The following is a 12,362-nucleotide window of genomic DNA, read 5'->3' on the forward strand; positions in this document are numbered from 1 at the left end:
TTTAAACCGGCTTAACGCCTATTGACTGAATATCACCTTTATCACTGATTTTCCTTACCGTCAGAATGACATCGCCCAAACGTATCATATCGCCAATCACCACACGGCGGTGGAACTTCAGTAAAAAGTAGTCAGATATCGTGGTGCTCAATAAGCCTTCATTGAGTTCCCCTACGGGATAGAAACTACCAACATCGGCCAGGGTAAGATCTCCCCGTAAGGTGAAATCACCAAAGAAGTCTTTTTCCGATACTTTTAAGCCCTTACCACCTGAAGCTAGAATTCTGCTCACTTCATCAATATCGTTTACCGTCGCGGCGACCAGTAGGCCATCACCCTCCTCCACCATGGGCTGAGTTTCTGGCTGTAACCATTCGCCATCTCGGATGAGCCCCACGAAGGTAGCCGGAGCCGTTAGTTTTAGCTCCTTCCAGGTATGGTCACAAGCTGGCGAGTTTTTGTCGATTTGATAAAGCCAGACTTCCAGGGCTTCCTTACTGGGAACTGAGGATAGTGGCATACGCTGCTGAGGTTTAGCTTTTAACGGTACCTCAAGCCCTAACCAACGCGCTACCGGTGCAATACTCCACCCCTGGATAATGAGTGAAATCATGACCACCACAAAGGCAATATCAAAATACAGTTCTTGATCAGGTACGCCACTCAACCAGGGGAATAACGCCAGTATAATAGGAACCGCACCTCTTAAGCCCACCCAGCTAATAAACACCTGTTCACGCCAGGGAAAGCTAAACGGCAGTAAGCTAACAACGACAGCTAACGGGCGGGCAATAAAAATTAAGGTAAAGGCAATACCAATGGCTACCGGCGCATTAGCCACTAAATGAGAAGGAACAACCAATAACCCCAGAATAAGGAACATGGCTATCTGACTTAGCCAGGCCAGCCCATCCTGCACTTGCAGTATATGCACTAGTTGAGGCAGTCGCGCATTGCCAATAACAAAGCCCATTAAATAGACAGCCAGAAACCCACTGGCATGGAGTTTTGCGGTTAGTGCATAAATGGAAATAGCGCAGGCTACCGCTAGCAATGGAAAGAAGCTGAAACTAAGAGGCAACTTACGTGCCGCAATAATGAATAACCGACCACCTAACCAACCTATGGTCAGGCCGCCAATTAGCTGCCAGATGACATCAAGGCCTACCCAGTACCAGTCAGGGAAGCTGCCACTGGCTACGGCACCGGTCATGGTTAAAGTCAAAATAACGGCCATGGGGTCGTTACTGCCCGACTCTATCTCAAGGGTAGATGCAACCCGCTCTTTAATCTGCAACCCGCGGGACTGAAAGATACCAAACACCGCAGCAGCATCTGTAGAGCTGAGTATCGCCCCCATCAGTAAAGCCGCAGGCCAGGGTAAACCAAACCAATACACCGCTGCAGAAGCCACCAGAGTACAGGTTAATGCAACACCTATGGTCGCCAGACTAATAGCTGGCCAGAGTGCTACCCGAAACCGCTCAGGGTGCGTTCGCATCCCACCATCAAACAAAATAATAACCAGAGCCGCAGAGCCAATAAAAAACGCAATATCCGGATTGTTAAATTCGACACCTAATACACCTTGCTCACCCGCGAGCATTCCAATCAACAAAAAGGTCAGCAGTACAGGTGCACCCAGCCGGTTGGATGCTACAGCAGCTAAAATACTGACAACCAGCAGCAAGCCACACAATAAAATCAAGGTGTTAGCCGAATCCAAATAGAATCTCCTTATCTTTGTCTCTGCTTGTTCATCATAGCAGGTTTCACTTAGAGGCTAATGTTAGATTTCAAATCCCGTTAAAACCCTTTATCCTGTGCCCCTTGATAATTAGGGTACAGGTTCGCTTATGACGTCACAAAAAACCTTAGTGCTGGCTACCGGCAACGCAGGAAAAGTTGCGGAGTTGCGCCACATGTTAAGTCAGACACATGCCACTGCCGACTGGCAAGTTCGTCCGCAGTCAGAGTGGGACTTCGCTGAAGCTGATGAAACCGGCACAACTTTTGTTGAAAATGCCATTATAAAAGCTCGCCACGCTTGCCAGCAAACGGGTTTACCTGCTATTGCTGATGACTCAGGTCTGGCCGTTACGGCTTTAAAAGGCGCCCCCGGGGTTTACTCGGCTCGCTACGCTGGCGGCAATGCCACCGACTCCGACAATATCAATAAACTACTGCAAGCCTTAGAGGGCGTTGAAGAAAGCCAGCGTCAGGCCAGTTTTCATTGTGTACTGGTTTATATGCAAAATGCGGAAGATCCGACACCAATAATCTGCCAGGGTCGCTGGGACGGACACATATTAACTCGCTCGGTTGGAGAAGAAGGCTTCGGCTACGACCCGGTGTTCTGGGTTAAAGAAAAAAACTGTTCCGCAGCGCAATTAAGCAAAACAGAAAAACAAGGGCTCAGCCACCGCGGACAAGCGTTAAAGCTGCTGCTGGAGCAGTTAGCTGAATGACTTCTCCTCTGACTCTTCCCCCGCTGTCTCTGTACATACACATTCCATGGTGTATTCAGAAGTGCCCTTATTGTGACTTCAATTCCCATAAGCTGACCGGTGATGTGCCTGAAGCGAGCTATGTCGGCCGTCTTTTAGAAGACTTACGAGCCGACTTTGACTGGGTTCAGGATCGGGAAATTCAGTCGATATTTATCGGCGGAGGAACCCCAAGTGTATTGTCCGCAAAAGCAATACAGCAGTTAATGGACGGCGTTCGTTCAATAGTGACTTTAAGTTCCGATTGTGAAGTCACTATGGAAGCGAACCCGGGAACCTTTGAGACTGAAAAATTCTCTGCTTTCGTTGCTGCAGGCATCAACCGCTTGTCTATTGGTGTTCAGAGCTTACAGGAACATCAGTTACAACGCTTGGGGCGTATTCACAATCCGCAACAGGCAAAAGATGCGGCCGCGCACGCAAGTGAATTACCGCTATCCAGTTTTAATCTCGACCTTATGCATGGCTTACCGGATCAAACCGTAGAAATGGCATTAGACGACTTACGTCAGATTATTGCCCTGAACCCACCGCATATCTCCTGGTATCAATTGACTATTGAGCCGAATACCTTGTTTGCCAGCCAGCCGCCCGAGCTACCGGATGACGACACACTGTGGGAAATTTACCAGCAGGGTCATAAACTTCTGGAAGCAGCCGGTTATTCTCAGTACGAAGTGAGCGCTTACGCTAAACCAGGCCATCAGAGCAGGCATAACCGTAACTACTGGCAATATGGCGACTATTTAGGTATTGGCTGCGGAGCCCACAGCAAAGTGACTTTGCCCCAGCAAAATAAAATTCTGCGTTGCGAAAAAGTGAAGCACCCCAAAGGCTATTTAGATTTAACCAAGCCTCTGCGTTATCAATTAAAAGAAGTCGCAGTAGATGACCGCTTGTTTGAGTTTTTCATGAACCAATTCCGCTTACTGGAGCCGGTTAGTAAAGGTAACTTTGAACAAACCACAGCTCTTTCTGCAGAGGCAGCCTCAAAGCAGTTAGCGAAAGCGAAAACTCTGGAACTTGTAACAGAAGACGAGCTTAACTGGCAATTGACTCAACGCGGCCACAGATTCTTAAACTCGGTTCTGGATACGCTTCTGGATTAACCCAGAAGCGTGGCAGGTTAGTTGATTTTAAACTGAAGGTCCCAAACGCCATGGCCTTTTCCTTCGCCCCGGCGTTCAAACTTGGTTTTTGGGCGATTGTCAGGACGAGGCACATAATCGCCTGAAGACGACAAATTCGTTAAGCGGGGTTCGTCATTCAGAACTTCCAGCATATGCTCGGCATAGTTTTCCCAGTCAGTTGCAAGATGAATAACACCGCCAGTCTCAATTTTCTGAATTAATAATTGCACAAACTCGGGCTGTACGATGCGGCGTTTATGGTGACGCTTCTTGTGCCAGGGGTCGGGAAAGAAAATTTGAACACAGTTCAGACTTTTATCCGGAATACATTGTTTTAATACTTCAACAGCGTCTTCATGAAACACCCGAAGGTTTTTCACCTCAGCTTCCTCAGCAGCCATAAGACAAGCCCCGACACCTGGTTCATGCACTTCTATACCAATAAAGTCACGCTCGGGGGCATTAGCCGCCATCTCGACTAACGAATGTCCCATACCAAAACCAATTTCCAGAGTTACCGGCGCTTGCCGACCAAAAACACTAGCCAAGTCCAGTCGACCATTTTCCAGCGTTAAACCTACTGAAGGCCACAGACGTTCAATTGCAGCAGCCTGTCCTTTCGTCAGTCTTCCTTCTCTTTTCACAAAACTGCGCACGGTTCTTACGTATTTACCCGCGGCGGCGGCTTCTTCTGCGCTCTTAAAATGGCTCATGACCTTCCTGCAAATTACTCATTAGCTGATACGAAAAAAACAGGCCTGAAAAATCAGGCCTGTTTAAAGTAGAGCTATTATCGCTATTTCAAGCAATCAATACAATCGGTATTAACGAGTTTTAGGTACCCGGTTTACGACTTTCAATGTTGCTTCGATGCGACGGTTGTCTTGACGATCAGCTGCACTGTTTTCGCGAACTTTCGGTTGAGATTCACCGTGACCTTTAAAGTCGACGCGGCTTTTCGCTATACCGTATTTATTCACTAGCGCATTAGCTACCGATTCAGCGCGACGCTCAGATAACCACTGGTTATACTTAGCTTCGCCCGTGCTGTCTGTATGGCCATGAATAGTAATATCCAGCTGTGGATGTTCTTTCATGAAATCGGCCATGTCTTCAATTTGAGAAAATGCATTATCTCGAATTTTCGATGAATTTAAATCAAATTCAACAAGTAATTCCTCAGTAATGGTCTCGTTTTCATAAAGAATACAACCGTTTTCGTCTACCGAATAATTTCTGGGTGTGTTGGCGCATTTGTCTTTTGAGTCAACAACGCCGTCACCATCAGAATCTACAGGTTTAGACTCCGGCGCAGGTGCCGCTTTTTGAGGTTCAGGACGTGGCTCCGGACGTGTTCTTGGTTCAGGGCTGGTATCGCGGCCACCAAAGAACCATTGCAAACCAACGTTTGCGAACATTTCCGTGTAGTCTTCTTCCCAACCACGCTGAGCACCACCTTCTATACGCCAGGCCAGGTTATCGGTAATAAAGCTACGATGACCAAGTGTGGCTCGTGCGGCAACATCCGTAACATCACCAATTTCAGTGTTGTTTACACCTAAACCAGCATAAAAGTTGTTGTTGAAGTGGTATAGCGCATCAACACCGTAGCTGTCGCCGTAGGCATCGCCTGCGCCAACCAGATCAGCTTCCATGTAGTCATAATAAATACGGGCTTCCCATGCTTCAGTAAACATCATGCCCGCTTCGACACCCGAAGTGATGGTTTTAAATCCGTCATCAACGAAAAATGCTTGACCATTTTTTACCGCAACGCGATCATCGTCGGCAGAAAATGCCCCTAAACGCGCGCCCAGATAAAAGTCGTTTTGCTCAACCTCGGTCTGCTGCGCAAAAACTGGAGCGGTTAATCCAGCGGTTAGCAAAGATATAGTGATTAAATTTAAGGTTTTCATTGCAAAGCTCCTTTTAATTGCAATAACAATCATGCTCGGAATATGAGACACTGTGTATGTCATAAAGAGTAGTACATTCTTCAGTTAAGTCATTTTTATTTGCAGAGATTTACAGTTGACTCAGACATTCAGCTCACAGGTTCTCAATTGGTTTCAGCAATACGGGCGTAAGCATCTGCCATGGCAGAAAAACGTCACGCCGTATCGCGTCTGGGTGTCAGAAATTATGCTGCAACAAACCCAGGTCACTACCGTTATTCCGTACTTCGAACGTTTTATGGCAACCTTTCCTACGATTCAGGAACTGGCCTCAGCTCCACAAGACAAAGTATTGAATTTATGGACTGGATTAGGCTATTACGCAAGAGCCCGTAACCTTCATAAAACTGCAAAACTTGTTTGCACTCAATATAACGGTGAATTTCCCAAAAAAGTTCATGAACTCGAACAATTACCTGGGGTTGGTCGCTCAACAGCCGGTGCAATTCGCTCACTTGGACACAGTGAGTACGCACCTATTTTGGATGGCAACGTTAAGCGTGTATTAGCACGTCATTTTGCTGTTTCTGGCTGGCCTGGTAAGGCAGATGTTTTGAAGCAGCTGTGGCAACTGAGTGAACAGTTGACCCCGAAGCAAGACTCCGGCGCATACAATCAGGCAATGATGGATATCGGTGCAATGATTTGCACTCGCAGTAAACCGCTTTGCGAGCAATGCCCTGTCAATAGCACCTGTACCGGCAGAGCAACGGACACAATAGCACAGTATCCGGGAAAGAAGCCGAAAAAGATTAAACCAGTAAAAGCAACCCACATGCTGCTTTTTCGGCATAATCATCAGTTTTTGCTCGAGAAGCGCCCGCAGTCTGGTATATGGGGCGGGCTTTGGTGCTTTCCACAATGTGATGAGGAAACGGATATTCCTTCATTAGTCCAACAATACGGTCTCACTGAACTGGCAAGACAGCAACTACCACCTTTTCGCCATACCTTTAGCCATTTCCACCTTGACTGTAAGCCACTGCTAATTGACGTTGCTCCCTCTGAGACTTTACTTAACGAAGCTCAACACTTATGGGTAAAGGCTGATACCAATCAGGACTTGGGCTTTGCTGCACCAACCGTTAAACTGATGGGGCAGTTAACTACTAAATAGGTGAACACAGCATGAGCCGTACCGTATTTTGTGAGCATTTTCAAAAAGAAGCCGAAGGTCTCGACTTTCAACTCTACCCCGGCGAGCTGGGCGAGCGTATTTTTAACCACATATCAAAAGAAGCCTGGGCCGAGTGGCAGAAAAAACAAACCATGCTGATAAACGAAAAACGTTTAAACATGATGGATCCCACCGATCGTGAATTTCTTGAAAAGCAGATGACAGCCTTTCTATTCGAAGGCGAAAACCCCGAAATTGAAGGCTATACCCCACCAGAGAATTAATGTATTACATTAACGAATTTCCTGACTCGACTCTTTTTTCTTGTAAATCGAAATTATTGTCTAATATATTGACAATAGGTATGGCTTATGAGCCTCGCTGGAGCTTAGACAGCCAATCTGTTAGACTACTAACGAATTCAACAAAAGGGAGTCTCTATGAAAGCGCCATCCTGGCGAAGAGCCGTACTGAAAGTGGGGAGTGCGCTCATCGCGCCAGATGAAACTGGGGTTAGCACCAAATACCTATTACCCATAGCTCGTTTTATTAACGAGTGCCGAGAACGCGGACAAGAAGTTGTCTTAGTCTCGTCAGGCAGTGTTGCTGCCGGCCGCAAACATTTTAACTTCGAACACAAGAAAGTACCGGTTGCCGTGCGCAAAGCAATGTCGGCGGTTGGTCAAAATGAAATGATGGGTTACTGGTCACGCTTTTTCGATTCCCCCTGCGCCCAGTTGCTTATGACCCACAGCGACTTACGCGACCGAGCTCGCTACGTCAGCATTAAAAACACCCTAAACAGATTGTTAGAGCACGACATTTTACCAGTGGTAAATGAGAACGATGCTCTTGCTACCGACGAAATGAAAGTGGGTGATAACGATAACTTGTCGGCCATGATCGCAACTTTGGTTGATGCCGACGCCCTGTTTATTTGTTCAGACATCGACGGTCTGTATGACTCAGATCCGAATCTGAATCCGGATGCGAAAAAAATACCGGTGGTTGAACAAATTGACGAAAGCATTTATTCGCTTGCCGGTGGTTCCGTAAGTTCCGTCGGTACAGGGGGAATGCGCACTAAAGTTGAGGCGGCAGAGAAAGCCACTTCACACGGTATCGATACTTACATAGTTAACGGTCGTAAAGGTGAAACTTTTGAATCGTTACTACAAGGGGATATCCCCGGCACATTATTCCGTCGCCAATCTGATCCAATTAGCAATAAAAAGCATTGGTTAAGACACACTCTGGTCGCCCAGGGTGAAATATTGGTTGATGAAGGTGCTGAGAAAGCATTAATTGAGAACGGTGCCTCACTACTCAGTTCAGGCATCGTTGATGTACAAGGTGACTTTGATCGCGGTGACGCCGTGCTGGTTCGCAGTGCCAACGATACTGACGCTATCGCAAAAGGTATTTGTCAGTACAGCGCGCACGAACTGATGCACATTAAAGGGCAGCAAACTGAAGATATAGCAGAGAAATTTGGCTATAGCCCGATAACGGAAGTTATTCACCGTGACGACCTAATGATTTTGGAGGACTAATGAGTCAACAAATAGCAAAAGAAATTTCACAACGCGCGGCGAAAGCCGCACGGGCAGTAGCCACCTTATCTGAAGCAGATAAAAACAGCGTACTGCAGAAAATGGCTGACGCTATTCGTGCACGCCAAGATAAGATTATTGAAGTAAATAAGAAAGATCTGGTCGCTGGTAAAGAAAAAGGCCTGAGTGATTCTATGATGGATCGTCTTGAGTTAACGCCTGAACGCATTGAAGGTATGGCTTCTGCCATTGAAGAAATCATTGCGTTGAAAGATCCTGTAGGCGATAGCTACGTTCTGGACGAGCGTCCTAACGGAATGAAAATTGAGAAAATGCGCATTCCTCTGGGCGTTATATGTATGATTTACGAAGCTCGTCCTAACGTAACTGCTGATGCTGGAGCACTGTGCTTCAAATCGGGTAACGCCGTTATCTTGCGTTGTGGGCGTGAAGCAATTGACAGCAGTAAAGCCATTGCTGAAGCATTGCACGAAGCTTTAGAAGCCAGCAATCTGCCTAAAGACGTTATCACCGTGGTGCCAACACCTGACCGCGAACTGATGACTGAACTTCTGCAACAGAAAGACTATATTGATCTGGTTATTCCTCGCGGCGGTGAAGGCTTGATTCACTTCGTTAGTGACACCAGTAAAATCCCAGTCATTCAGCATTATAAAGGTGTTTGCCACCTGTACGTTGATAAAGATGCAGACCTTGATAAAGCTCTGGCTATTTTGCTTAACGGTAAAACTCAGCGTACCGGCGTTTGTAATGCGCTCGAAGGTCTACTGGTTCATCAGGACGTTGCTGATAAGTTCTTGCCTATGGCTGCTAAGGCTCTGGCTGAAAAAGACGTAACCATCCATGCAGATAAGCGTTCAGTAAGCTACTTTGATGGCGCTGATGAGATTGCAGACGATGCTTTTGGTGAAGAATACCTGGCTCTTGAAATTGCGGTTCGCACCGTCGACAACTACGAAGGTGCTATTGAGCATATTCAGGAGTTTGGTAGCGGTCATACCGAAGTTATTATCACTGAAAACGATGAAACGGCTAAGCGTTTCATTCGTGAAGTAGATTCAGCCGTTACCATGGCAAATGTCTCTTCTCGCTTCTCTGATGGCGGCCAGTTAGGTTTGGGTGCTGAAATTGGTATCTCTACCAGTAAGCTACACGCATACGGACCAATGGGTCTTGAAGCACTAACAACTGAGAAATTCGTGGTGACCGGTAACGGTCAGGTCCGCGACTAGTATTTCACGCATTAAAAAGCCCCGGTCACTTCACTTAGTGGCCGGGGCTTTTTTTATGGCTTAAAGCTTAACGACGGTAGCCAGTTAATAATTCAGGCCAGTCACGTGACTCCTTCCAGTAGAACGTCTCATTCTTCTCTTTTTCTTTGCGTAAAGAGCGCAATAGCCGTTGGATATTGGCTTCTTTCCAGTCACCATTTTCACGGAAATCGCATTTATCAAAATCGACAATCCAGGCTTTGTCTTTGTCATCCAGCATAAGGTTGTGACAATTTAAATCTGAATGGTAGACACCGGTATCGTGCAGCTCTTTAATAACACTTCCCAGCTTTTGCCATAACTCTGCGGAGAGTTTCTTTTCACGCAGTAAGCGAAAAACATCGACAGCCCCCGGTATAACTTCTACCAGAATGTCGGCTTTGTAACTGAAAACCGCTGTCTTTTCCATACGAGCTGCTACTGGACGAGGAACGGGCAAACCAATTTCCCGCAGCTTCAATAGCAAATCGAACTCATGAATAGCCCGGCTTTTTTCCGCAGGTTCACGTAAAAAACGATCTTTATTAATTTTACCGACTAAACCACCACGATAATAATGGCGCAGTAAAAGTCCCAAATCACCCTGCTGAATAAACCAAACTGTTGCGCGTCCCGTTGAGTTTCCCGCAATCGACTTCTGTTGCTGCCAATACTGGGCTGTAAAATGCTTGTCTTCTATCGTTTCAAAAATATCGCTGTCGTAGCGAATAAGCCCTTGGGGACTCTGCTCTGTTTTTATCATACCACTTCCTGTCAGAGTATATTCCAGTGCCCGCTTTAATACTCTTAACGTAGCACCCTGGTGCGTTTGTAAAACGCTTTTAGCAGCTTCATGTTGCGCTTTCATGACAGCTGTCTGCTGCATCAACTCCACAGCTTTTTTAATTTCTCCGGCATTACTGACCCACTGCACAGCGCCCGCCTTTGCCAACTCACCATAAACTTGCGGGAAATTGAACACATGCCGCCCTGACATAACATTGGAGCCAGCAGCAATAACTTCAAGGGGGTTGTGCCCTCCTCGCTTAATAATACTTCCGCCGACAAAGCTCACCGAGGCTAATTGACCCCAAAGCATCATTTCCCCCATGCTGTCAGCGAGAAAGACATCACAGTCTGTAGGTATAGCATTACTTTGGGTTCTACGAGCAAGCTTAAGTCCGGATTCCTGTATCATTTGTGCTACCAGCTCAAATTGCTCAGGGTGTCGAGGCGCAATGATAAGGCATGAATTCGGTAAGTCCTGTTGAATAAGTTTATGTGCTTCTAACAGCACCTCATGCTCACCCGGATGGCTGCTACTAGCCAGCCACACATGTCGCGATGCACAGCTATGCTGCCATGCCAGAGCTTTTTCAATGTCAGTAGCACAAAGCTCAACGTCGTATTTAAGATTTCCATCCACAAACAGCACACTATAGGGGACACCTAAAACCTTCATTCTGCGCGCCGTTTCTTTATTCTGAACAGAAACTAATGTCAGTTGTTTCCAAACCGTCTTCATCAACCAGTGAAACCGCCTATAACCCGCCGCTGAACGAGCCGAGAGGCGTGCATTTAACAATGCAACGGGAATATTAGCACTGGCACATTGATGTAACATTTGCGGCCAAAGCTCGGTTTCCATTACCCACACGGCTTTAGGTTTAAACTTACGTACAAAACGCTTCGCAGCACCCGGAGTATCTATCGGCCAGTAGCGACAACTAACAGCGTCGCCAAAATGCTGCTGGATAAGTTCCCGGGCCGTTGGTGTCATACAGGTAATGAGTATTTTTTGACACGGTTCCTGACGCAAAAGCTGCTCGATTAACCGTTTCGCCGCCAAGGTTTCGCCAACGGAAACGCTATGAATAACCACACAGCCGTGCTGTCTTTTATCAACAGAGCCCAGCGCAAGCCGTTCTGACCAGTTCTGACGATAGCGGCTGTCTTTTCTGCCACGCAACCACAACCAGACAAAAACGGCTGGAGTGACCAGCCGTATTAATACTCCGTAGATCCACAATCGCATATCATTTAACGCCAGTATTCGGCTATCCACTTGGTTGGCAGAACCTTACGGTACCACTTGCCGCTTCGGCCTTCCAACGCATCATCCGGGTGCGGTTTGCCGTGGAAAATAATAACTTTCGCTTCTTCCGGAATACGCGGCTCCTGAAAAAAGCTAAGTGGAAATGGACGCAGACAATGGCGCTTAAAGCTACGACACCACTTTTCCGGCCAATACGTCAGCTTGTTTTGGCGATCGACAAAGTGCGTAATATATTCTTGTTCATTTCGTACGTCAGCAATAGCCGCTTTCGGGTCTTTTTTCAGATGCTCTAACGCATCTTCATGAGCGCCAATATCAAAACGAAATACCGATGTATTCCCGGTAGCGTCAGATTTATCCCACTCTTTGATCACCATAAACTCGCCTTCCGGCTCAAAGAATTCGTCCAGGCTGCCAACAATAATAATATCCAGATCCAGGAATAAGGTTGGGCCTTCAAGATCATAAAGCGGGTTCGCAAAGCAGGTAAGCTTTAACCAGCCGTGACCTTTTGTCCACGGAACTTGTTCATCAAAGTCTTTAAAGCCAATTTTAGGAATAGCTTTTACTTCAATCTCGTCATTGATACCCTCAAAGTCATCGGTAAAACAGACAAAACGGAACGGTCGACTAAGGTGCCGACTGACCATTGAATGCAATGTATTGACGTAATCGGGGCCATACTTTTTACCCCATTTAATGCAAATGACGTTGACCGGTTTTTGCTCTGATGAATTCTCGTTATCCGTTACCTGACTCATAACTACTCCAAT

At 46.7% G+C, this 12,362-nt stretch carries 11 protein-coding genes; 6 read left to right on the forward strand and 5 right to left on the reverse strand.

Annotation, left to right across the window (positions count from 1 at the left end; translation table 11 throughout):
• Position 1: 1 nt before the first annotated feature.
• Positions 2 to 1,726, reverse strand: coding sequence for a potassium/proton antiporter (locus tag NJR55_RS06065; protein ID WP_253618718.1), 1,725 nt, complete (start codon positions 1,724 to 1,726; stop codon positions 2 to 4).
• A 130-nt stretch (positions 1,727 to 1,856) separates the two neighbouring features.
• Here NJR55_RS06065 and rdgB point away from each other — a divergent pair, with 130 nt between their 5' ends.
• Both rdgB and hemW read left to right on the forward strand, forming a co-directional pair.
• On the forward strand, positions 1,857 to 2,468 hold the full coding sequence (rdgB, locus tag NJR55_RS06070; protein ID WP_253618720.1) for an RdgB/HAM1 family non-canonical purine NTP pyrophosphatase: 612 nt from the start codon (positions 1,857 to 1,859) through the stop codon (positions 2,466 to 2,468).
• Positions 2,465 to 3,616: a radical SAM family heme chaperone HemW gene (gene hemW / locus NJR55_RS06075; protein WP_253618722.1), complete on the forward strand. Its 1,152-nt coding sequence runs from the start codon at positions 2,465 to 2,467 to the stop codon at positions 3,614 to 3,616. Before rdgB ends, hemW begins: the two co-directional genes overlap by 4 nt.
• Before the next feature lie 17 nt (positions 3,617 to 3,633).
• Here hemW and trmB read toward each other — a convergent pair whose 3' ends face one another.
• Together trmB and NJR55_RS06085 are read right to left on the reverse strand one after the other, a co-directional pair.
• Positions 3,634 to 4,350 carry a tRNA (guanosine(46)-N7)-methyltransferase TrmB gene (gene trmB, locus NJR55_RS06080; protein WP_253618723.1) on the reverse strand — a complete coding sequence of 239 codons (717 nt, stop codon included), beginning with the start codon at positions 4,348 to 4,350 and terminating at the stop codon, positions 3,634 to 3,636.
• 111 nt (positions 4,351 to 4,461) lie between these two features.
• Positions 4,462 to 5,553: an OmpA family protein gene (locus NJR55_RS06085; protein WP_253618725.1), complete on the reverse strand. Its 1,092-nt coding sequence runs from the start codon at positions 5,551 to 5,553 to the stop codon at positions 4,462 to 4,464.
• Between the two features lie 115 nt (positions 5,554 to 5,668).
• On the opposite strand from NJR55_RS06085, the gene mutY reads away from it, so the two are divergent.
• From mutY to NJR55_RS06105, 4 genes are all read left to right on the forward strand, one after another.
• Positions 5,669 to 6,709 (forward strand): A/G-specific adenine glycosylase, encoded by a 1,041-nt coding sequence (gene mutY, locus NJR55_RS06090; protein WP_253618727.1) that lies wholly within the window; start codon positions 5,669 to 5,671, stop codon positions 6,707 to 6,709.
• 11 nt (positions 6,710 to 6,720) lie between these two features.
• A complete protein-coding gene (locus NJR55_RS06095) occupies positions 6,721 to 6,993 on the forward strand; it encodes an oxidative damage protection protein (RefSeq protein WP_253618729.1) in 273 nt (90 codons plus the stop codon).
• Between the two features lie 156 nt (positions 6,994 to 7,149).
• Positions 7,150 to 8,262: a glutamate 5-kinase gene (proB, locus tag NJR55_RS06100; RefSeq protein WP_253618731.1), complete on the forward strand. Its 1,113-nt coding sequence runs from the start codon at positions 7,150 to 7,152 to the stop codon at positions 8,260 to 8,262.
• Positions 8,262 to 9,515, forward strand: coding sequence for a glutamate-5-semialdehyde dehydrogenase (locus tag NJR55_RS06105; RefSeq protein ID WP_253618733.1), 1,254 nt, complete (start codon positions 8,262 to 8,264; stop codon positions 9,513 to 9,515). The genes proB and NJR55_RS06105 overlap by 1 nt, the downstream gene beginning before the upstream one ends.
• A 67-nt stretch (positions 9,516 to 9,582) precedes the next feature.
• Here the strand turns inward: NJR55_RS06105 and waaA are convergent, their stop codons facing one another.
• Positions 9,583 to 11,598 carry a lipid IV(A) 3-deoxy-D-manno-octulosonic acid transferase gene (gene waaA, locus NJR55_RS06110; protein WP_253618735.1) on the reverse strand — a complete coding sequence of 672 codons (2,016 nt, stop codon included), beginning with the start codon at positions 11,596 to 11,598 and terminating at the stop codon, positions 9,583 to 9,585.
• Positions 11,574 to 12,350 (reverse strand): glycosyltransferase, encoded by a 777-nt coding sequence (locus NJR55_RS06115; protein WP_253618737.1) that lies wholly within the window; start codon positions 12,348 to 12,350, stop codon positions 11,574 to 11,576. Before NJR55_RS06115 ends, waaA begins: the two co-directional genes overlap by 25 nt.
• Positions 12,351 to 12,362 lie beyond the last annotated feature (12 nt).

It is taken from the genome of Idiomarina rhizosphaerae (assembly GCF_024159085.1).
GTDB classification, from domain to species: Bacteria; Pseudomonadota; Gammaproteobacteria; order Enterobacterales; family Alteromonadaceae; genus Idiomarina; species Idiomarina rhizosphaerae.